General features: G+C 73.3%; 17 protein-coding genes. 8 read left to right on the plus strand and 9 right to left on the minus strand.

From position 1 onward, the window contains the following. Window positions 1-35 precede the first annotated feature (35 nt). Together thiC and ACQP0T_RS02530 are read right to left on the minus strand one after the other, a co-directional pair. Window positions 36-1,541 carry a phosphomethylpyrimidine synthase ThiC gene (gene thiC / locus ACQP0T_RS02525; RefSeq protein ID WP_433871114.1) on the minus strand — a complete coding sequence of 502 codons (1,506 nt, stop codon included), beginning with the start codon at window positions 1,539-1,541 and terminating at the stop codon, window positions 36-38. 462 nt (window positions 1,542-2,003) lie between these two features. After that, window positions 2,004-2,582, minus strand: a complete 579-nt coding sequence (locus ACQP0T_RS02530; RefSeq protein ID WP_433871115.1) for a peptide deformylase — start codon at window positions 2,580-2,582, stop codon at window positions 2,004-2,006. Between the two features lie 339 nt (window positions 2,583-2,921). On the opposite strand from ACQP0T_RS02530, the gene ACQP0T_RS02535 reads away from it, so the two are divergent. Both ACQP0T_RS02535 and ACQP0T_RS02540 read left to right on the plus strand, forming a co-directional pair. Next, window positions 2,922-3,197, plus strand: coding sequence for a DUF3263 domain-containing protein (locus tag ACQP0T_RS02535; RefSeq protein WP_345368223.1), 276 nt, complete (start codon window positions 2,922-2,924; stop codon window positions 3,195-3,197). Then, window positions 3,197-3,817 (plus strand): LytR C-terminal domain-containing protein, encoded by a 621-nt coding sequence (locus ACQP0T_RS02540; protein ID WP_433871116.1) that lies wholly within the window; start codon window positions 3,197-3,199, stop codon window positions 3,815-3,817. Before ACQP0T_RS02535 ends, ACQP0T_RS02540 begins: the two co-directional genes overlap by 1 nt. A 505-nt stretch (window positions 3,818-4,322) precedes the next feature. Here the strand turns inward: ACQP0T_RS02540 and ACQP0T_RS02545 are convergent. The 5 genes from ACQP0T_RS02545 to moeA all read right to left on the minus strand — a co-directional run bounded on the left by ACQP0T_RS02545 (window position 4,323) and on the right by moeA (window position 12,251). Then, window positions 4,323-6,530, minus strand: a complete 2,208-nt coding sequence (locus ACQP0T_RS02545; RefSeq protein WP_433871117.1) for an AAA family ATPase — start codon at window positions 6,528-6,530, stop codon at window positions 4,323-4,325. A gap of 32 nt (window positions 6,531-6,562) precedes the next feature. Then, window positions 6,563-7,501 carry a CDP-diacylglycerol--serine O-phosphatidyltransferase gene (gene pssA / locus ACQP0T_RS02550; RefSeq protein WP_433871118.1) on the minus strand — a complete coding sequence of 313 codons (939 nt, stop codon included), beginning with the start codon at window positions 7,499-7,501 and terminating at the stop codon, window positions 6,563-6,565. Then, a complete protein-coding gene (locus ACQP0T_RS02555; protein ID WP_345368161.1) occupies window positions 7,498-8,217 on the minus strand; it encodes a phosphatidylserine decarboxylase in 720 nt (239 codons plus the stop codon). Before ACQP0T_RS02555 ends, pssA begins: the two co-directional genes overlap by 4 nt. A gap of 759 nt (window positions 8,218-8,976) precedes the next feature. Next, a complete protein-coding gene (locus tag ACQP0T_RS02560; RefSeq protein WP_433871119.1) occupies window positions 8,977-10,944 on the minus strand; it encodes a M48 family metallopeptidase in 1,968 nt (655 codons plus the stop codon). Window positions 10,945-11,006: 62 nt separating this feature from the next. Beyond that, the gene (moeA, locus tag ACQP0T_RS02565) at window positions 11,007-12,251 is read right to left on the minus strand and encodes a molybdopterin molybdotransferase MoeA (protein WP_433871120.1); all 1,245 of its coding nucleotides are present in this window, start codon (window positions 12,249-12,251) and stop codon (window positions 11,007-11,009) included. An 89-nt stretch (window positions 12,252-12,340) separates the two neighbouring features. On the opposite strand from moeA, the gene ACQP0T_RS02570 reads away from it, so the two are divergent. The 6 genes from ACQP0T_RS02570 to ACQP0T_RS02595 all read left to right on the plus strand — a co-directional run bounded on the left by ACQP0T_RS02570 (window position 12,341) and on the right by ACQP0T_RS02595 (window position 19,693). Further along, on the plus strand, window positions 12,341-13,024 hold the full coding sequence (locus tag ACQP0T_RS02570; RefSeq protein WP_433871121.1) for a TIGR00266 family protein: 684 nt from the start codon (window positions 12,341-12,343) through the stop codon (window positions 13,022-13,024). A 197-nt stretch (window positions 13,025-13,221) separates the two neighbouring features. Beyond that, entirely contained in the window at window positions 13,222-13,425 is a 204-nt protein-coding gene (locus ACQP0T_RS02575; protein WP_345368157.1) for a cold-shock protein, read from the plus strand. Between the two features lie 125 nt (window positions 13,426-13,550). Then, the gene (locus ACQP0T_RS02580) at window positions 13,551-14,879 is read left to right on the plus strand and encodes a serine/threonine protein kinase (protein ID WP_433871122.1); all 1,329 of its coding nucleotides are present in this window, start codon (window positions 13,551-13,553) and stop codon (window positions 14,877-14,879) included. A gap of 222 nt (window positions 14,880-15,101) precedes the next feature. Further along, window positions 15,102-16,733, plus strand: coding sequence for a chaperonin GroEL (gene groL / locus ACQP0T_RS02585; protein WP_345368155.1), 1,632 nt, complete (start codon window positions 15,102-15,104; stop codon window positions 16,731-16,733). Between the two features lie 241 nt (window positions 16,734-16,974). After that, window positions 16,975-17,637, plus strand: a complete 663-nt coding sequence (locus ACQP0T_RS02590; RefSeq protein ID WP_433871123.1) for a copper homeostasis protein CutC — start codon at window positions 16,975-16,977, stop codon at window positions 17,635-17,637. A gap of 67 nt (window positions 17,638-17,704) precedes the next feature. Beyond that, window positions 17,705-19,693: a beta-N-acetylhexosaminidase family protein gene (locus ACQP0T_RS02595; RefSeq protein WP_433871124.1), complete on the plus strand. Its 1,989-nt coding sequence runs from the start codon at window positions 17,705-17,707 to the stop codon at window positions 19,691-19,693. Between the two features lie 16 nt (window positions 19,694-19,709). On the opposite strand, the gene ACQP0T_RS02600 is transcribed toward ACQP0T_RS02595, so the two are convergent. Both ACQP0T_RS02600 and ACQP0T_RS02605 read right to left on the minus strand, forming a co-directional pair. Then, on the minus strand, window positions 19,710-19,928 hold the full coding sequence (locus ACQP0T_RS02600) for a PspC domain-containing protein (RefSeq protein ID WP_433871125.1): 219 nt from the start codon (window positions 19,926-19,928) through the stop codon (window positions 19,710-19,712). 104 nt (window positions 19,929-20,032) lie between these two features. Further along, complete coding sequence (locus ACQP0T_RS02605) at window positions 20,033-20,590, minus strand: suppressor of fused domain protein (RefSeq protein WP_345368150.1); 558 nt, start codon at window positions 20,588-20,590, stop codon at window positions 20,033-20,035. Window positions 20,591-20,708: the final 118 nt, after the last annotated feature.

Genomic DNA, 20,708 nt, shown 5'->3' on the forward strand with positions numbered 1-20,708 from the left:
CGACGCCGGGAACGACGTCGGCGGGCGCGGGGACCTCAGTCGACGAGCGGCAGCTCGGCGCGTCGGATGTCCTGGCTGATCCGCATCGAGCAGAACTTCGGCCCGCACATCGAGCAGAACTGCGCCGACTTGGCGGGTTCGGCGGGCAGCGTCTCGTCGTGGAAGGCGCACGCCGTGTCCGGGTCCAGCGCCAGCGCGAACTGGTCGCGCCAGCGGAACTCGAACCGCGCCCGGGACAGCGCGTCGTCCCGCTGCTGCGCCCTCGGGTGCCCCTTGGCCAGGTCCGCGGCGTGCGCGGCGATCTTGTAGGTGATCACGCCCGTCTTGACGTCGTCGCGGTCGGGCAGGCCCAGGTGCTCCTTCGGCGTCACGTAGCAGAGCATCGCGGTGCCCGCCTGGGCGATCACCGCCGCGCCGATCCCCGAGGTGATGTGGTCGTAGCCGGGGGCGATGTCGGTGGTCAGCGGGCCGAGCGTGTAGAACGGCGCCTCACCGCACAGCTCCTCCTCGCGGCGCACGTTCTCCGCCACCAGGTGCAGCGGCACGTGCCCGGGGCCCTCGATCATCACCTGCACCTCGTGGTCCCGGGCGAGGGCGCTGAGCTCGCCGAGGGTCTCCAGTTCGGCGAACTGGGCGCGGTCGTTGGCGTCGGCGACCGAGCCGGGGCGCAGTCCGTCGCCCAGCGAGAACGTGACGTCGTAGGCGCGCAGGATCTCGCACAGCTCGCCGAAGTGCTCGTACAGGAAGCTCTCCCGGCGGTGCGCCTGGCACCACGCCGCCATGATCGCCCCGCCGCGCGAGACGATCCCGGTGACCCGGCGCGCGGTCAGCGGCACGTACCGGCGCAGCACCCCGGCGTGCACCGTCATGTAGTCCACGCCCTGCTCGCACTGCTCGATCACGACGTCGCGGTACAGCTCCCAGGTCAGCTTCTCCGGATCGCCGTCGACCCGTTCCAGCGCCTGGTAGATCGGCACCGTGCCCACCGGCACCGGCGAGTTGCGCAGCACCCGCTCCCGCGTCTCGTGGATGCGCTTGCCGGTGGACAGGTCCATCACGGTGTCGGCACCCCAGCGGGTCGCCCACACCATCTTCTCCACCTCCTCCTCGACCGAGGAGGTCACCGCGGAGTTGCCGATGTTGGCGTTGACCTTCACCAGGAACGCCTTGCCGATCACCATCGGCTCGGACTCCGGGTGGCGGCGGTTCACCGGGATCACCGCCCGGCCCCGCGCCACCTCGTCGCGCACCAGCTCGGGCGGGACGCCTTCGCGGAGCGCGGCGAATTCCATCTCCCGGGTGATCACGCCGGCCCGCGCCCAGCCCAGCTGGGTGCGGTGCTCCCCGCGGTCCCAGGTCTCCCGGGTGCGGGGCAGGCCGGCGCGGACGTCGATGGTCGCGGTCTCGTCGGTGTAAGGCCCCGACGTGTCGTACACGTCGAGGTGCTCGTCGTTGGACAGGTGGATCCGCCGCTGCGGCACCCGCAGGCCGGCGTGTTCGAGGTGGATCTTGTGGGAACCCGTGATGGGTCCGGTGGTCACAGTGCGCGAGTCGGCCACGGCCGTCACTCCCTACGCCGGCATTATCCGGTCAGGTTCAGCGGTCGGCGGCGCCGTTGAGCCACCCTCTCAGCCCGCCAAGGTGCGAGCTCCCGCGAGGTTTGCGAGCCCGAGCGTAGCGCCCGTGCCGGGCGATGCCTAGGGGTCCGGCGGTCCCGTGGCCCGTTCGGACGCACCCGCCCCTCACTCAGGGGTTCTCTCAGGATGCGGCGGAGCCGCATGCGGTGCGGCACGCAACCGGCACCGCCGCCCGTGCTCGGACGTGACCGCTCAGCGGTCTTCTCGCTAGGACAGCCGTGACGCCGTGTACGAAGCGGGTACATCAGGAGCGGCTCCCGGAGCGAGGGGGCCGCTGAGGTTCCGCCACCCGCACCGCCACGCAGGCCATTGGCGAAAGCGGTCCTCAGGTGTCCAACGGGTGAACGGGAGTGCGGTCGCCCCGGGTCAGTCCTCGTCGGCGAAGGGGTCGCCGTGGGTGGCCGGGTCCCAGGACAGGCCGGGCACGCCCCAGCCGTTGCGCTTGACGGTCTTCTTCGCGGCGCGCGCGTGGCGGCCGACGAGCCGTTCCACGTAGAGGTGGCCGTCGAGGTGGTCGGTCTCGTGCTGGAGGCAGCGGGCGAAGAAACCGGTGCCCTCCACGGTGATCGGCGATCCGTCCACATCGGAGCCGGTGACCTCGGCCCAAGCCGCGCGGCCGGTCGGGAAGGACTCGCCGGGGACCGACAGGCAGCCCTCCCAGTCCGCGTCCGGGTCCGGCATGGTCTCCGGGACCTCCGAGGTCCGCAGCTTCGGGTTGACCACCACGCCGCGGTGCCGGACGCCCTCGTCGTCCGGGCAGTCGTAGACGAACAGCCGCAGGTCCACGCCGATCTGGTTGGCCGCGAGCCCGGCCCCGTTGGCCGCTGCCAACGTCTCGAACATGTCCTCGACCAGAGCGCGCAGCTCGTCGTCGAAGTCCTCCACCGGACGGGTGGCGTTGTGCAGCACCGGGTCGCCGATGACGCGGATCGGATGAACGGCCATGCCCGGGACCTTATCGTCGCCCACGACCTGTTCGCGCGCGGCCGATGCGCGGACGAAGTCGATCAGTCCGTGGTGTAATCGGGGGGTGCCGAATCACAGCTCTGTGATTCGGTCGAAGCGGGGAACCCCCGATCGCGAGAGCGCTGATCGCGAGGAGACAGCCCAAGGCGAGGAGCACCGATGGACGCCGCCCAGATGCTGACCGCGCACGAGATCGCCCGCCAGTGCGAGCAGCTCGCCCACCTCCAACAGGTCCAACCGGCGGGACGTCGGCTGCGCCTCGCCGAGCCGATCACCCAGCCGATCGAGCGGATCGTCGAGGAACCCGCGGAGGAGCCGCTGCGCGCCCCGCGCCGCGACGGCGAGCTCGACGACCGGGAACGCGGTGTCCTGGCCTTCGAGCGGCAGTGGTGGAAGCACTCCGGCAGCAAGGAACGCGCCATCCGCGAGCTGTTCGACATGTCGGCGTCGCGCTACTACCAGCTCCTCAACGCGCTCCTCGACGATCCGGCCGCCTCCGAGGCGGATCCCATGCTGATCAAACGACTGCGCAAGGCGCGGGCGAGCAGGCAGCGGGCTCGGGCCGCGCACCGACTGGGAATCGAGTTGCACTGATGACATCCGCCGAACCCCCCACGGGTCCGTCCAGGAACACGATCGCCGGCTACGGGCTGATCGGTGCGGGCGCGGTCGCCGCCGTCATCGGCGTCGTCACGCTGGCTTCCGGCGGGCAGGCGGAGAATTCGGCCCAACCGCCGCGCCCGGCGGCGGCCACCTCCTCGGCCGAGGCAGACCCGCCCGCACCGCCCCCGCCCGGGGACCCCGCCGCCGAGGACCCGCCCGCCGAGGAGCCGCCCACGTCGTCGGCGGGCCAGCAGCCGCCCGCGCCGCCGCACCGCCCGCCGGAGACCATCGCGCCGCCGCCGCAGTCGCAGCCGCGGATCGTGGTGCGGGTCTACAACAACAGCACCATCGAGGGCCTCGCCCAGCGCGCCGCCGACGACCTGCTCACCGCCGGGTACGAGGTCCCCGACGTCGGCAACTACGCGCGCGGCATCGTGCCCACCACCACGGTCTACTACCGGGAGGGCACCGGCGAGAAGGCGCAGGCCGAGGAGATCGCGCGGGCGCTCGGCGCCCGCGTGGCGCCGCGCTTCGACGGCATCCAGGACGCCACACCGGGGTTGATCGCCATCATCACGAATGACTACCAAGGCGGCATCACCGGCAAGTGAACGTCTGGCGGGTGGTCGTCCGGACCGTGGTCTTCTTGGGGAGCGGTGCGGGTGGCGGAACCTCAGCGGCCTTCTCGCTGCGGGAGCCGCTCCTCATGTACAAGCGCGTACACAGCGTCGCGGCTGTCCTCGCGAGAAGGCCGCTGAGAACCCGCGGCGGTGCGAGTTGCGTGCTTGGGGCAAGGCGGAAGCGGCTTCGCCGCTTGCCTGACGGGGGTGCCGATCAGCGCGTGCGCGGCGGGGAAGCGGCTTCGCCGCTCGCCTGACGAGGGTTGCGGGTGGCGCAGCACGTCGGCTTCGCCGCTCGCTTGGCGGGGATGCCGGTTGCTCGCCCGTGTCGGGGGATGCCTGAACGGGATGTAGGTGAGGGGCGCCCTTGTCCGAGTTACTTGGGCAAGGGTGCCCCTCACTCAGCTTTCGGACGGGTGAGGGGCACCCTGTACCCCGTCACGTGGTACAGGGTGCGCCTCACCCAGTTCCCGAACGGGTGCTGCTGGGTGGTGGGTCAGCGCTGCTCGGCGGCGAAGGCTTCGAGGGAGGCGAGCTGGGCGGCGTCGAGGGACGGCCGCACCGCGCGCCGGGCGGCCGCCAGGTGCGCGGCCGAGACCTCGGCGGCGGCCAGCGATTCGCGCATCGCGGTCAGCGCGGCCTCGCGGACCAGCGCCGCGCAGTCGGCCGCCGAGTAGCCGTCCAGGTCGGCGGCCAGCGCGGGCAGGTCGATGTCGTCGGCCAGCGGGGTGTTCTTCGCCGCCGACCGCAGGATTTCCGCGCGGGCCTCGGCGTCCGGCGGCGGCACGTGCACCAGCCGCTCCAGGCGCCCCGGCCGCAGCAGCGCCGGGTCCAGCAGCTCGGGGCGGTTGGTGGCGCCCAGTACCACGACCTCCCGCATCGGTTCGACGCCGTCGAGCTCGGTGAGCAGCGCCGCGACCACCCGGTCGGCCACGCCGGAGTCCGAGGACTGGCCCCGGCGCGGCGCCAGCGCGTCCACCTCGTCGAGGAACACCAGCGAGGGCGCGGCGTTCGCGGCGCGCAGGAACAGCTCCCGCACCGCGCGCTCCGACTCGCCGACGAACTTGTCCATCAGCTCGGCGCCCTTGACCACGAACACGTTGAGCCGCCCGGTGCCCGCCAGCGCCCGCACCAGGAACGTCTTGCCGCAGCCCGGCGGACCGTAGAGCAGCACCCCGCGCGGGGGATCGACGCCGAGCCGGGTGAACGAATCCGGGTACTGCAGCGGCCACAGCACGGCCTCGGTCAGCGACTGCTTCACCTCGACCATGTCCCCGACGTCCTCCAGCGACAACCCGCCGGTGCGCAGGCTGTCCGACGCCGACATCGACAGCGGGCGGACCGAGGACACCGCATCGGCGAGGTCCTGCTGGCGCACCTGCGGCTCGGTGCCGTCCTGGTGCCGCAGCGCCGCGCTCACCGCGGCCTCCCGGCACAGCGCGACGAGATCCGCCGCGACGAAACCCGGTGCCCGGCCGGCGATGTCGGCCAGGTCGACGTCGGCGGCCAGCGGGGTGCCGCGCAGCAGGACGCGCAGCAGCTCGGTGCGCGCGGCGTCGTCGGGCAGTCCGAGGGTCAGCTCCCGGTCGACCAGCCCCGGCTCGCGCAGCCGGGGATCGACCGCGTACGGCTCGGCGCTGGTCACCACCACCGCGAGCCCGGCGGTGCCGAGCGCGCCCCGCAGCGCGTCCAGCGCGACGGTCGCCAGCGGCGGCGGTTCGGACGCGGGCAGCAGGTCCTCGACGTCGGTGAGCAGCAGCACGCAGGTCCGGCCGTCGCGGATCGCCGCGGTGGCCTGCTCGATCGCCTCCCGCAACCGCGACGCGGCGGTGCCGGCTTCCAGCGCGGCGACGCTCGGCGCGGACAGCTCGACCAGTTCGGCGCCGACCGCGGCGGTCACCGCCCGCACCAGCGTCGTCTTGCCGACCCCGGGCGGGCCGCTGACCAGCACGCCGAGCTCCGCCGACGCCCCGAGGCGGTGCAGCAGCTCGGGCTGCTCGAAGGACAGCCGCAGCCACTCGACGAGCCGCCGCGCCGGTTCCCGGGCGCCGACGAGGTCGGCGACGGCGACCGGAGCGGCCGGTTCCGCCGGAGCCCGCGATTCGATGGCCTGGGCGGCCTCGGGTGCGGCGGTGCCGGGTTCGGCGCCCTCCCGCCACTCCACGACGGTGGACGGGCGCATCGCCACCGGGCCGCCCGGATCGGTGCCCGCGACGGTGATCAGCTCGTTGGTCCAGGTCAGCCCGATCGCGTTGGCGAGCTTGCGGCGCACCTCACCGGCGTTGGCGGCGGTGGCCGGGGCGAGGTCCTGCGGCAGCAGCGAGACGGTGTCGCCGGTGCCGAAGACCTTGCCGGTCAGCGCGAGGCGCACCGTCTCGGGCGCGACCGTGGCGCGGGCCATCCGGGAACCGGCGATCGACACCCGCTTCGCCGCGGCCACCTCGACCGGGGCGACGCCGACCTCGGCTCCCTCGGCCAGCCCGAGGTTCATCAGCGCCACGTCGTCGACCAGCACCACGCCGGTCGGATCGCCGGCAGCGGCGGCGGCCGCGAGCGCGGTGGTGACCCGCGCCCCGGTCAGCCGCACCGCGTCCCACGGGCGCAGCCCCAGCGCGTCGAGCACCTCCGGGTGCAGGCGGACCACCCCGCGCCGGGTGTCCTTGGCGGATGCGGACAGGCGTGCGGTCAAGGTGATGGCGGGCACGGCCCCGAGCCTAGGACCTGCCGCGCGGTGGGTCAGCGCGGAGCCTGCTCGTCCCGGTTCCGCCGGAGCTCCAGCCGTCGCCAGCTGCGCCGCGGGCCGTCCGGCTGGCCGCGGCGGGGGAGCCGGACCCGGCGGGCGGCACCGGCCACCCGGCGCCGCAGCGGCGGGCGCAGGCCGAGCCGCCGCTGGCTGCGCCGCCGCATCGCGCGCCGTTCGCGCGGGGGTGCGCTCCACGCCTCCGGGTGGTTGGCCAGCCAGTGGTGCCGGTACACCGCGTACGGGATGTGCAGCAGGTACACCAGCAGCACGATGACCAGCGAGATCACCGGGAACACCGCGATGCCCCCGGCCGCCACCACGACCAGCACCAGCAGCGGGGCCACGAGCTGCGGCGGCACCTTGGCGGTCTTCAGCGACAACGTCGGCACCCGGCTCACCGCCAGCCCGCCGACCAGCGCCATCCACAGCATGATCACCGCGGGTTCGGACCACCAGCCCTCGCGGCCGAGGTGCGCGGTGATCATCAGCGGGACCAGCACCAGCAGACCGGCGGCCGGGGCGGGGACCCCGACGAAGAACTCCTTGGCGTAGGGCGGCTGCTCGGTGTCGTCGAGCAGCGTGTTGAACCGCGCCAGCCGCAGCACCATGCAGACCGCGTAGATCAGCGCGACGACCCAGCCGACCCGGTTGTCCTGGAGCTGCCAGGCGTAGAGGGTCAGCGCCGGGGCGACGCCGAAGGACATCGCGTCGGACAGCGAGTCCAGCTCGGCGCCCATCCGGGTGGTGGCGTCGAGCAGCCGGGCGAGGCGCCCGTCCAGCCCGTCGAGCAGCGCCGCCGCCGCGACGGCCGCGACGGCCGCGGCGAGCTGGTCGTTGAGCGCGAACTGGATGGCCGACAGCCCCGCGCACATCGCCAACACCGTGATGGCGTTGGGCAGCAGCCGGACGCCCGGGGTGGTCCGCACGCTCATGACGTTCGCTTCCCCCGCGGCAGCTCGGCGAGGACGGTCTCGCCGCCGACGGTGCGCTGGCCGGGCTCGACCCGCACCCGGCTGCCCACCGGGACGTAGAGGTCCACCCGCGAGCCGAACCGGATCAGCCCGTAGGTGCTGCCGACGTCGACCTGGTCGCCCTCCTCGACGGAGCACACGATGCGGCGCGCGACGAGCCCGGCGATCTGCACCACGGCGACCTCGGTGCCGTCGACGGCGCGGATCACCAGGGAGTTGCGCTCGTTGTCCTCGCTGGCCTTGTCCAGGTCGGCGGAGAGGAACTTGCCCGGGCGGTAGGCGATCCGGTCGATCCGGCCGGCCAGCGGGATGCGCTGCACGTGGACGTCGAAGACGGTGAGGAACGCGCTGATCCGGATCATCGGGGCGGTGCCGAGGTCCAGCTCGGCGGGCGGCACGACCTCCTCGACGTGCGCCACGGTGCCGTCGGCGGGCGCCACCGCGAGCCCTTCACCGCTCGGGGCGGTGCGCCGCGGCTCGCGGAAGAACCACGCGACCCAGGCGGTCAGCACGCCGCCCAGCACCCCGGCCGGACGCCACAGCTTGCGCAGCAGCAGCGTCGCGATCGCCGCTCCGGCGACGAACGGGCGGCCGGCGGGGTGCATCGGCGGGACGGTGTCGCGCGCGAGGCCGGCGAGGTGCGCCGCCATCTTCTTCGGTTCTGTCTCGGTGCTCATCGAGGTACTGCGCCCCTGAGTCGGTGGTCTGGTCCGGCCGACCGCGACCTGCCGCCCGGGGACGGGGGTCGGCGGTGGGGCCGTCGTCGGTACAGCATCTCGGACGCGGCGCGGTGCACGACGACAGGGTGCGGAGCTGATCAATTGCAGTGCGATGACCTGCGCAGACCCGGCCCCGCGAGCACCTCCGGCGGTGCTGCCGCGTCACCCGTCCAGGTGTACCCGACGGCCCCTTCGGGGGCCACCACCGCCCCCGTCCGCGCCCTCGCGAAGTGGGTGTCATCAGGAGGCGATCGGCGCAGCGAGGGGGCCGCTGAGGTTCCGCCACCCGCACCGCCACGCAGGCCATTGGCGAAAGCAGTCCGAATGGGGCAAGGGCGCCCCTCACCTGGGGCGAGGAGTGCCGGGTCGGGTGGTGGGTGGGCGTGTTGGGCGGCTGCCGGGGTGGGCATGAGTCAGGGGCGGCACCGGCGCCCCCGACGCGCCCGTGCCGCCCCTGACATCCCGGCCGAGAGGCGTCTCCCCGTTGACGCCACCCGGCCTCCCCCGAACGGGTCCGTGCGCCCCCCGACGGCGCACGGTCCCTTGTGGTTCAGTCGCCGCGCCCGATGCGCGGTGCCTACGTGGGGGGAAGGTTGTTGATCGACGTTTCGTTACCTGCTCCCAGTGTAATTGAGTTCACAGCGAGACCGTAGACGCTATCGGAGGACGTTATAACTACTCTCCGCATCGAAACGTCGGTCAAATGGGGTTCACCCGTCACTCGTTCGCTTCCGACGCCGTGTCCGCCACGATCATGCGAGCGCCCATCAGCTCGCCGATCCCGCCGTACGGATCGCCGTGCTCCATCGCGTCGCCGGTGCTGCTGAGCTCCACCTCGGCGACCCCCTCCTCGTCGGCGACGATCTCCGCAGGCAGGGCGGACACCGCGTACTCGTCGAGGTACATCTCCAGCCGCAGCGTCCAGCCCGCGCGCAGCTGCACCAGGCGTGCGGCGGCCACGTCGCGGGTGTCCACCCAGTGCGCCCCGGGCTGATCGCGCAGCTCCGCCACCGGGGTCGCGGCGAGCTCGTCCAGCTGCTCGTACTCGGCCTTGCGCAACCGGGCCAGCGCCCCGGAGAGCAACCGCTTGGTGCTGCTGGCCTGCGACGGCAGCAGCACCAGACCACGGTCCGTGACCAGCAGCTCGTAACCGGTGCCGGACACCTGCACCGGGCTGATGATGCCGGCCAGCGCCGGTTCCGGTTCCGCCTCGGGCGGGCGCAGGTGGTTCAGCGGCACCCCGAGGTCGACCAGGGTGCGGTGCAGCCCGGGGATCAGCCTCGGGTCGGCCACCGCCGGGCGCACCAGCCGGTCCGGGTCCAGCGGTTGTCCGCCGGCGGCGAGCCGGACCAGCGGCGGCCCGCCCCAGTCGAGCTCGTGGTGCGCCCGCCGGGCGCAGACCAGCGCGTCCACCACCGCGCCGCCGAGCAGCTCGACGAGCATGTCCTCGGCGGCCTGGTCGAGCCGCTCCGGGTCCAGCCCGGGGTTCAGCGCCGGGTTGATCAGGTCGCGGGCCTGGCCGCGGTGGACGGCGGCCAGCACGCCGCCGATGGCCGGGTCGATCTGCAACCCGCTCTGCTCGATCGCGGAGCTGAGCTGCGCGGCCTGCTGGGCTGCCTGCGCCGCCCCGGCGAGGCGGACCAGCTCCGGCCACGGCAGCCGGGCGCCGAGCCCCTCGACCACCAGTTCGTCCTCCAACGCCGGGACGCTCGTGCGCGGCTCGCGCAGCGCGCCGAAGGCGGGCCGGTCGTCGAGCTCCCGGTCGGCGGACTTGAGCTGCTTCATCGCCGCGATCCGGTCCCTGGTCGGCGGGCCGCCGTCGGTGCGGTCGGTGCCTTCGGCGATGGCCTGCTTGGCGCGCTCGGCCAGCGCGGGCTTGCGCGCCGGGTGGTCCATGAACGCCCGGAAGCCCAGTATCACGTCCGGGGCGTGCCCGATGGTGGTCGCCATGCTGAGGAACTCCTCGGCGTAGTCCCGCCAGCCGAGCTCGATGGCCACCCGCTTGCGCAGCGCGGTGATCGCGGCGCGCTTGCCCGCCACCCGCACCGCGAGCCGGTCGGCGCCCGGTTCGAGCTGGAAGGACACCGGCGCGGCCACGGCGGTGTAGGCCCGGGCGTAGCCGCCGAACAGGCACTTGACCGGACCGCTGGTGAGCGAGGCGACGGTGCGCTCGACGGTCCGCGCGCAGCGCCGGGCGGTCACCGCCATGCCGCTGCCGCCGAGCATCCCGATCTCGCGGGCCAGCAGCGCGCGCAGCTCGCTGATGGTGAGCGCGGCCAGCAGCGGCATCCCGATCTCCAGGTACCGGCCGCGGGTCCGCAACCCGAGCAGCGCGGTGTCCTCGACGATCGCGATGCCCGGTTCCGAGGTCACCCGGATCTCGTCCGGCGGCTCGGCGCCCGCGGCGTCGGCGATGGACGAGACGAGCTTCCAGAGCTGCGGCTGCTCGTCCCGGCGCAGCGCGACGCCGCGCGGGTCGACGCGGGTGGACAGCACGGCGCGCAGCCCGATGGCGAACACCGCCCCCACGACGAGCGCGGCCAGCGCCGCTTCCAGACCGCTACCTCGGTCGTAGCGGAACGTGTAGAGGGCGATCGCGAGCAGGCCGAGGACCAGCGCGATGGGTACGGCGAAGAAGCCGAGGTGCAACGCCAGCGCCACGGCGGCGCGCCAGGGGCCACGCACGGTGCAGAACTCCGGTCAGGTGGGGGTCGAGGGTGCAGTCTTCGCGAGAGGTCGGTGCTCCGTCAATCCAGCAACCAGATGTCCACAGTAGAACCGACTGGGAGATCGGTCACCTCTTCGGGGATCTCCAGCAGGCAGTCGGCCTCGGCCAGGGCCGAGAGCAGGTGCGAGCCGGGCCCGCCGTGCAGCGCCACCGCGCCGCTGACCGGGTCGAACCGCCCGCGCCGGTACTGCCGCTTGCCCGCCGGGGTGCGCAGCGGCTCGGTCAGCTCGGCGCGGCGCACCGGGCGGTGCGCGTCGCGGTGCCCGGCGGCCGATCGCAGCACCGGCCGGACGAACACCTCGAAAGAGACCATCGCGCTGACCGGGTTGCCGGGCAGCGCCACCACCGCCGGGCCGCCCCGGTAGCGCCCGCTGCCCTGCGGCATCCCGGGCTGCATCGCGACCTTGGTGAACTCCACGCCCTGCCCGGCCAGCGCGTCCTTGACCACCTCGTAGGCGCCGGCGCTGACCCCGCCGGTGGTGAGGACGAGGTCGGTGCCGGCGAGCTCCGGTTCCAGCGCGGCGTGGAACTGGTCCACGTCGTCCGGGACGAACCGCAGCAGCCGGGCGGTGGCCCCCGCGTCCCGCACCGCCGCGGCCAGCATCAGCCCGTTGGACTCGTAGATCTGCCCCGGGCGCAGCGGCTCGCCCGGCTCGACCAGCTCGGAGCCGGTGGACAGCACCAGCACCCGCGCCGGCCGGTGCACCGGCAGCTCCGCGGCGCCGACGGCGGCGGCCACCCCGAGCCGGGCGGGGGTCAGCGCGGTCCCGGCGGTGAGCACGGTCGCCTCCGCCCCGACGTCCTCGCCCGCGCGGCGCACGTGCGCGCCCGGCTGCGCGGCCAGGCCGATCCGCACCTCGCGGACCCCGCCGTCGGTGCGCTCCACCGGGACGACCGCGTCGGCCCCCGGCGGGAGCTGCGCGCCGGTCATGATCCGGTGCGCGGTGCCCGGTTGCAGCGGCGGCACGTCCACCCGCCCGGCGGGGATGTCCTCGCCCACCGGCAGCGCCACCGGCGCGTCGGCGTCCGCCTCGACCAGGTCCACCGAGCGCACCGCGTAGCCGTCCATCGCGGAGTTGTCGAAGGGCGGCAGCGGGATCGGCGAGCGCAGGTCCTCGGCCAGGGCCAGGCCGAGGCAGTCGGCCAGCGGCACCGCCCGCACCGGCGTGGGGGCCACCAGCGCGGCGACCGCGTCCCGGTGCTGGGTCACGGGGATCAGGTCGGGGGTTCCAGTTCCGTGCGACACGCACCGATCATCGGTCATGCCCCCGCCCGCTGTCCGCACCGGCTTCCGCAACGAGCGCGGCCGCCCCCGTGGCAGACTGCGATTCCGCCCGACCGAGGAGGTGCCCGTTGCAGGTCCGTACCCGCCACACGCCGTCGTACGGGGTGGCCCGCTTGCTGCTGGCGCCGGGCGAGCCGGTGCGGGTGGAGGCCGGGGCGATGCTGGCCACGAGCTACGGCGTGGTGGCGGAGCAGCGCTCCTCGGGCGGCGCGCTGAAGTCGCTGGCCCGCTCGGCGCTCGGCGGCGAGTCCGCGCGCGCCACCGCCTACACCGCGCCGCAGCAGGGCGGGTGGGTGGACGTGGCGCCGAACCTGCCGGGCGACCTCAACGTGATCGAGCTCGACGGCCGGACCGGCTGGTGCGTCACCAAGTCCTGCTTGCTGGCCTCGGCGAGCACGGTGCGGGCGGAGCCGCAGTGGGCCGGCTTCCGGAACCTCTTCGGCGGCGAGGGCGGTTTCCTCACCCACGTGACCGGGCAGGGCCCGGTGGTGGTGTGCTGCTACGGCGCGCTGGACGTGGTGACGCTGCAACCGGGCGAGTACGTGACGATCGATCCCGGGCACGTGGTGGCCTACGCCGACGCGGTGCAATCCCGGCTGCGCCAGGCGAACCAGGGCGCCGCCCAATCGATCAAGAGCGGCGAAGGGCTCGTCTTCGATTTCGCCGGACCGGGACGAGTGCTGACGCAGACGCGCAATCCGCGTTCCTTGATCGGTTGGTTGCAGAGCAACGGCGTCGGATCCCGATCCTGATCGGAGCATTGCGGGAATTCCCCCGCCCTTCCCGTGGTGATTACTCGACGTGGCGGCGTCCGACACCCGTTCGGCCTAGTATTTAGCGGAAAAGTCGCATTGAAGAACGGGCGACGAGGGTCTTCTTCTGGGGTAGCGTGACCGTTGCTCCAGCGGCGCCACGAGCGTCGTGCATCACCTTTCAAGAGGAGGACGCCGTGGCGGTCGGCACGGTCAAATGGTTCAACTCGGAGAAGGGCTACGGATTCATCGCGACGGATGACGGGCCCGATGTGTTCGTGCACTACTCCGCGATCAACATGTCCGGTTTTCGCACCCTTTCCGAAGGGGAGCGGGTCGAATTCGAGGTGAAGGCCGGGCGGGACGGTCGCACCCAGGCAGACGGCGTCCGGAAGGTCTGACAGCCCCGCGGAATCGTTCGTCGTCCGGTGGCCCGGTTCCGGTGGGAATCGGGCCACCGGTCCGTCGGGGTCGATCCGCCGGAACCCGAGGACGCGCGCCGTTCCCGGGCGTTAGGCTGCCGGACGTGTCGGAAGACCTCACCGGGCGCCGCCTCGGCCACTACAAGATCGACTCCGTCCTCGGCCGCGGTGGGATGAGCGTGATGTACCGCGCCACCGACGTCCGGCTGGGCCGCAAGGTCGCGCTCAAGGTCATGGGTGAGCACATCACCGGTGACGCCGAGTTCCGCGAGCGGTTCGTGGACGAGGCCCGCAACACCTCGGCGATCGACCACTCCAACATCGTCCCGCTCTACGACTTCGGCGAAGTCGACGGGATGCTCTACATCGCGATGCGGCTGGTCGACGGATCCGACCTGGCCAGCCTGATCAAGGACGGGCCGATCTCGCCGAAGCGCGCGCTGGAGCTGCTCGGCCAGGTCGCCGAGGCGCTGGACATGCTGCACGAGCGCAACCTCGTGCACCTCGACCTCAAGCCGGCCAACGTGCTGGTGACCTCCCGCGAATCGGCCAACGAGCACGTCTACCTCGCCGACTTCGGGCTGACCCGGCGCGGCGCCACCGGGCACCGCACCTCCTCCGGCGACTTCCTCGGCTCGCCGACCTTCGCCGCCCCGGAGCACCTGCGCGGCGAGGCCGTCGACGGCCGCACCGACCTCTACGCGCTGGCCTGCATGCTGTTCGCCTGCCTGACCGGGCGCCCGCCGTTCCAGGGGCAGGTGCAGGAGGTGATCCAGGGCCACCTCGGCGCCGAGCCGCCGCCGGTGACCTCGCTGGTGGTGCTGCCGCCCGGGATCGACGAGGTGATGCGCCGCGGGATGGCGAAGAAGGCCGACCAGCGCTTCGACGACTGCAAGGAGCTCATCGCGGTGGCGCGCGCCGCGCTGTCGCCGGTGGCCGGGGAAGGCCCGCCGCGCCCGCGCCCGGCCGGTTCGCCGCCCGCCGGCCCCCAGCCGCCCGCCGCCCAGTCCCCCGGACCGCCGCCCGCGGCCCAGCCCCCGGGGCCCCAGCAGCCCGCCGGGCCGCCGCCGTTCCCGCAGCAGCAGTTCCCGCCGTCGCAGCCGGTGCCCGCGCAGCAGCCGCCCGGCTACGGCCCGCCGCCGTACCAGCAGCCGCCGCACCCGCCGGTGCCGCCGCCGCAGCAGGAACCCGTCCGGCTGCGCCCGCCGATGCCCGCGGGCACGTCGTCGTTCGCCACCCGGTCCAGCGGCGGCTCGACGGCGCGCTGGCTGGTGCCGCTGCTGATCGTGGTCGCGCTGGTGGCGATCATCGTGCTGTTCGTCGTGATGGCCACCGCGTCCGGCGACACCGGCTCGGGGTCGACCTACGTCCCCGAGACCTCCAGCTACAACGAGAACGAGATCCCCACCACGGTTCCCACGGTCGGGGGCTGAGCCGGCGTTCGCTTGCACTCGACCCGGGAGAGTGCTAGACACGGTGTTGGCACTCAGCGAGGTTGAGTGCCAGGTCGGGACGGTGAGGCCGTGCTCGGCGGTGCCACAGGCGGCGCCGTCGCCGCGGTCGTCCGTCGCGGGCACCGAGCCTGGCCGAGCACGAGTCCTGCCGTGGGGTGTGACACCGCCGCGGCGTCCAGACAGGTGGAGGACCACACCGCAATGGCCAAGATGATCGCGTTCGACGAGGACGCCCGCCGCGGTCTTGAGCGCGGCATGAACACCCTCGCCGACGCCGTCAAGGTGACGCTCGGCCCGAAGGGCCGCAACGTCGTGCTCGAGAAGAAGTGGGGCGCGCCGACCATCACCAACGACGGTGTCTCCATCGCCAAGGAGATCGAGCTCGAGGACGCCTACGAGAAGATCGGCGCCGAGCTCGTCAAGGAGGTCGCGAAGAAGACCGACGACGTCGCGGGTGACGGCACCACGACCGCCACCGTGCTCGCCCAGGCCCTGGTTCGCGAGGGTCTGCGCAACGTCGCGGCCGGTGCCAGCCCGATCGCGCTCAAGCGCGGCATCGAGAAGGCCACCGAGGCGATCGCCGAGCAGCTGCTCAAGAGCGCCAAGGAGATCGAGACCAAGGACCAGATCGCCGCCACCGCCGCGATCTCGGCCGGTGACCGCCAGATCGGCGAGCTCATCGCGGAAGCGATGGACAAGGTCGGCAAGGAAGGCGTCATCACCGTCGAGGAGAGCAACACCTTCGGGCTCGAGCTCGAGCTCACCGAGGGCATGCGCTTCGACAAGGGCTACATCTCGCCCTACTTCGTCACCGACTCGGAGCGGATGGAGGCGTCCCTGGACGACCCGTACATCCTGCTGCTGAGCTCGAAGATCTCCAACATCAAGGACCTGCTCCCGCTGCTGGAGAAGGTCATGCAGTCCAACAAGCCGCTGCTGATCATCTGCGAGGACGTCGAGGGCGAGGCCCTGGCGACCCTGGTGGTCAACAAGATCCGCGGCACCTTCAAGTCGGTCGCCGTCAAGGCCCCCGGCTTCGGCGACCGCCGCAAGGCGATGCTGCAGGACATGGCCATCCTCACCGGCGGCCAGGTCATCAGCGAGGAGGTCGGCCTCAAGCTGGAGAACGCCGACCTGAACCTGCTGGGCAAGGCCCGCAAGGTCGTCGTGACCAAGGACGAGACCACCATCGTCGAGGGCTCGGGCGACGACGAGCAGATCTCCGGCCGGGTCAACGAGATCCGCGCCGAGATCGACCGCTCGGACTCCGACTACGACCGCGAGAAGCTGCAGGAGCGGCTGGCCAAGCTGGCCGGCGGCGTGGCCGTCATCAAGGCCGGTGCGGCGACCGAGGTCGAGCTCAAGGAGCGCAAGCACCGCATCGAGGACGCGGTCCGCAACGCCAAGGCCGCCGTCGAGGAGGGCGTCCTGGCCGGTGGTGGCGTCGCGCTGCTGCAGGCCGCGCAGGCCGCCTTCGACGGGCTGAAGCTGGAGGGTGACGAGGCCACCGGCGCCAACAGCGTCAAGCTGGCGGTCGAGGCCCCGCTGAAGCAGATCGCCGTCAACGCCGGCCTCGAGGGCGGGGTCGTCGCCGAGAAGGTCAAGAACCTCCAGGCGGGCACCGGCCTCAACGCCGCGACCGGCGACTACGAGGACCTGATCGCCGCGGGCATCATCGACCCGGCCAAGGTCACCCGTTCGGCGCTGCAGAACGCCGCCTCCATCGCCGCGCTGTTCCTGACCACGGAGGCCGTGGTCGCGGACAAGCCGGAGAAGGAGAAGGCCGGTGCCGGCGCCGACCCGACCGGTGGCATGGGCGGCATGGACTTCTGATCCGCCCCAGCCGCTGAAGAACCGCTCCCGCCCCGGCGGGGGCGGTTCTTCGCATTTCCAGGGCCGCACCCGACATCCGCCCGTTCGGGTGAGTGTTCCCAGGTGAGGGGCACCTTCCTCCGGCTTGGTCGGCTGAAGGTGCCCCTCACTCGGTTCCGATCCGGTGATCGCCCCGGGCTGGGACCGACCGGGGCTTTCGGGGACGGGTGGGTGCCGGGGCGGGTGGGTACGGTGTGCCGGTATGGGTGCGCTGCTCGAAGTGATCGTCGAGAACGCCGCTGATGCCACCGCCGCGCAGGAGGGCGGGGCGGACCGGCTGGAGCTGGTGCGGGACCGCGCGTCGGACGGCCGGACGCCGGAACCGGCGGTGGTGCGCGAGGTGCTGGCCGCCACGGACCTGCCGGTGCGCGTGATGGTGCGCGGCGAGGGCTACACCGCGGGCGATGTCGAGGCGCTGCGCCGCGAGGCGGTGGCGGTGCGCGAGGCCGGGGCCGCCGAATTCGTCCTGGGATTCCTGGACGGGACCGGGCAGGTCGACGTCGGCACCACGCGGAACCTGGCCGACGAGCTCGCCGGCTGCCCGTGGACGTTCCACCGCGCCGTCGACCATGCCCTGCAGTACCAGCTCGCCTGGGACCACGCGGTGTCGCTCGGCCCGGACGCGGTGCTGACCGCCGGGTCCGCCGAGGGCGTCGAGGAGGGCCTCGGCACGCTGCGGGTCCTGGCCGACCAGCAGGACGTCGAGGGCGTCACGCTGCTGGTCGGCGGCGGGCTGCGGCCGGACCACGTCGACGAGCTGCTCGGCATGGGCGTGCGCGCGTTCCACGTCGGCCGCGCGGCCCTGGACGGCGCGGCGGTGGACGCGGGCCGGGTCCGGGAGTGGCGCCGCCGGGTCGACGCCTGACCGCAACGCCGTGACCGGCGTGTGATCTCCTGGGGGCCGGAGCCCACCGGAGGAGGTCAGGGACTCGATGGTCCTTCGACGAGGTCGAGCGGCGCTGATCGGCGTCGCCGTCACCGCCGCGCTGGTCGCGTGCACCGACGCGCCGCCGCCCGCGCCCGCCGCCCCCGAGTCGGGGGCACTGCCCGGTGTCGAACTGCCCCAGGTGACGCCGCAGCCGAAGGAAATGCGGCGGCTCGGCGACGACATCGCGGTGCGCGGCCGGGTCGAGGTGGTGGTGGATCCGCTGGTCGACGAGCCGACGCGCGACCTGGCCCGGCAGGTGCTGAGCCAGGCCGGGGCCGAGGAGGTCGTGGTCCGCCAGCCCGGCGAGGAGGTCGGGGACGTCTCGCTGAGCGTGCGGGTCGGCGACCGCACGTCGCCGACCGTGGTCAAGGGCCTCCAGGAGCTCGGCGTCGACGCACCCGCCCCGCTCCCGCCGGAGGGCTACGTGCTGGCCGGGCGCGGCGGCGACGCGCTGTTCGTCGGGGCCTCCGACCCGGCGGGCGCCTACTACGGCGTGCAGACGCTGCGGCAGCTCGCCTCGCCGGGCCGGATCGCCGGGGTCGCCGTGGTGGACGAGCCGTCGATGCCGTTGCGCGGCACCATCGAAGGCTTCTACGGCCCGCCGTGGACGCACCAGGAGCGGATGGAGCAGCTCGCGTTCTACGGCGACGTCAAGCTCAACACCTACATCTACGCGCCGAAGGACGACCCGTACCACCGGGAGCGCTGGCGCGAGCCGTACCCGCCGGCGGAGCTCGCCGAGGTGCGGGAGCTGATCGGGCAGGCCGCCGCGCACCACGTCAAGTTCACCTTCGCGCTCTCGCCGGGCACCTCGATCTGCTACAGCGATCCGGCCGACTCCCAGGCGCTGGTGGACAAGCTCTCCGCCGTGCACGCGGCGGGCGTGCGGGACTTCTCGATCCCGCTGGACGACATCAGCTACACGCGGTGGAACTGCGCGCAGGACCGCGCGGTCTACGGCGAGCCGTCGCAGGCCGCCGCCGGGCGGGCGCAGACCGAGCTGCTCAACCGCGTGCAGCGGGAGTTCGTCGACCGCAATCCCGACGTGGCGCCGCTGCAGTTCGTGCCCACCGAGTACTCCGACCTGGACGATTCGCCGTACAAGGCGGCGCTGCGCGCGGGCCTGGACCCGCGGGTGCAGGTGATGTGGACCGGCGACGGCGTGGTGCCCGACGGCATCTCGGTCGACGACGCCCGGAGGGCGGGCGAGACCTGGGGCCGCGACCTGTTCCTGTGGGACAACTACCCGGTCAACGACTTCGACGGTTCGGCGGGCCGGTTGCTCCTCGGCCCCTACGCGCACCGCGAACCCGGCCTGTCGCAGGAGCTCACCGGGCTCGTGGTGAACCCGATGAACCAGGCGGCGGCGAGCCAGGTCGTCGAGTTCGGCGCGGCCGACTTCGCCTGGAACGACGCGGCGTTCGACCCGGCGCGGGCGTGGCGCGCGGCGGCCGAGCACCTCGCCGGGGACCGCTCGACGGCTCCGGACCCGGGCCTGGTGGCCGATCCGGCGACGGCCGACGCCCTCGGCGTGTTCTTCGACCTGCTGCACGCGGCACCGCTGCCCAGCGGCGAGACCTGGCTGCCTCCGGCGCCGGAGCTGTCCCGCCGGATCGACGGGCTCCACCGCGCCTGGCAGGCCGGGGACCGGCGGGCCGCGGTGGACGGGCTCGACGCCTACGCGCGGGTGGTCGCCGAGGCGCCGGAGCGGATCCGGGCGGGCGCCCCGGCGAACTTCACCGCCGACGCGCAGCCGTGGCTGACCGCGGCGGACCTGTGGGGCGACGCGCTGCTGGCCTCGCTGGACGGCCTGCGGGCGCGGACCGACGGCGACGAGGCGCTGGCCGGTCGGCGGTTCGACGCGGCGGCCCAGCTGGCCGCCGAGGCCGGGGCGGTGCGGTCCTCGCCGGAGGAGGTCCGCCCGGACGCTCCGGTGCTGGTCGCCGACGGGGTGCTCGACGCGTTCGTCCGGCAGGCACCGACCCTGCGCTGAACGACGTTGCGCTGACTCACTCCTGCGCTGATTCCTGGGGCACGATCAACCAGCAGGCCAGGTAGATCAGGATGCCCGCGCCCATGCCGAGCAGGGTGGCGGCGACGAGCACGACGCGGACGATCGCGGCATCGATGCCGAGCATCGCGGCGAACCCGGCGCACACCCCGCCGAGCATCTGGTCGTCGCGGCTGCGGCGGAGCTTGCGGGTGGTGGTGGAGCTGTTCTCGGTCATGGTTCCAGCCTGCGCCGCCCGGGCGCCGCGGACCTCCGGGTGCGACCCCTAAGCGACCCGGAACCGGCCCCGGAACGGCCCGCCCGCTCGTCGGGGGAGGACGCTCAGGCCACCGACGGCCGGTGCACGTCGGTGAGGTCGCTGCCGTGCCGCTCCCACCGGTCGTAGAGGGCGTCGCGGCCGTACCGGGCGACGAGCTGCGCTTCGGCGCGGCTCACCGGCACCAGCGTGATGAGCTGGAGCACCGGCTGCCCGTCGGCGTCGAGCAGCACGTCGAACTCGTCGCCGAGGTAGGGGTGCGGCGCGGCGAGCGCTCCGGCGACCTCGGTGTCGGGCAGCAGGACGCGGTCGTTCATGATCAGGGCGCCGTAGCCGACGCGGCTGCGGCTCTCGGCGAGCAGTTCGGCGAGCACGGTGAGCAGGTGCTTGGCGTAGCGCTCCTGGTCGGCGCGCAGCGTGCAGACCAGCTCCTGCGGCAGCGGGGCGCCCTCGACGCGATCCCGCAGCCCGCTGGTCAGCAGCGTGACGTGCGCGCCGTCGGAGTGGTCGCAGTACACGACGTGGTAGGACCGGAGGCGCTCACCGGTGGTCCGGCTGTCCGCGCCGCGCACCCGCCCCACGTGCTTCTCGACGTGCTCCGGGAATCCGCTGAACCGACCCATGTCCGCCTTCCCGCCGAGTACCGCCCGCCCGATCCTAAGCGGTCCCCTCCGGCGCCCGTCACCCGTTCGGGAGCTGAGTGAGGGGCACCCTGTACCAAGTCACGTGGTGCGGGGTGCC

Origin of the sequence: Saccharopolyspora sp. CA-218241 (genome assembly GCF_050954615.1) — a bacterium.
Lineage (GTDB): Bacteria > Actinomycetota > Actinomycetes > Mycobacteriales > Pseudonocardiaceae > Saccharopolyspora > Saccharopolyspora cebuensis.

Excerpts from the sequence above, each read along its gene's own strand:
- ACQP0T_RS02555 (WP_345368161.1), bottom strand. The coding sequence starts at position 8,217 with ATGAGCACCGAGACAGAACCGAAGAAGATGGCGGCGCACCTCGCCGGC.
- ACQP0T_RS02600 (WP_433871125.1), bottom strand. The coding sequence starts at position 19,928 with ATGACCGAGAACAGCTCCACCACCACCCGCAAGCTCCGCCGCAGCCGC.
- moeA (WP_433871120.1), bottom strand. The coding sequence starts at position 12,251 with ATGACCGATGATCGGTGCGTGTCGCACGGAACTGGAACCCCCGACCTG.
- ACQP0T_RS02605 (WP_345368150.1), bottom strand. The coding sequence starts at position 20,590 with ATGGGTCGGTTCAGCGGATTCCCGGAGCACGTCGAGAAGCACGTGGGG.
- pssA (WP_433871118.1), bottom strand. The coding sequence starts at position 7,501 with ATGAGCGTGCGGACCACCCCGGGCGTCCGGCTGCTGCCCAACGCCATC.
- ACQP0T_RS02590 (WP_433871123.1), top strand. The coding sequence starts at position 16,975 with ATGGGTGCGCTGCTCGAAGTGATCGTCGAGAACGCCGCTGATGCCACC.
- ACQP0T_RS02530 (WP_433871115.1), bottom strand. The coding sequence starts at position 2,582 with ATGGCCGTTCATCCGATCCGCGTCATCGGCGACCCGGTGCTGCACAAC.
- ACQP0T_RS02595 (WP_433871124.1), top strand. The coding sequence starts at position 17,705 with ATGGTCCTTCGACGAGGTCGAGCGGCGCTGATCGGCGTCGCCGTCACC.
- groL (WP_345368155.1), top strand. The coding sequence starts at position 15,102 with ATGGCCAAGATGATCGCGTTCGACGAGGACGCCCGCCGCGGTCTTGAG.
- ACQP0T_RS02540 (WP_433871116.1), top strand. The coding sequence starts at position 3,197 with ATGACATCCGCCGAACCCCCCACGGGTCCGTCCAGGAACACGATCGCC.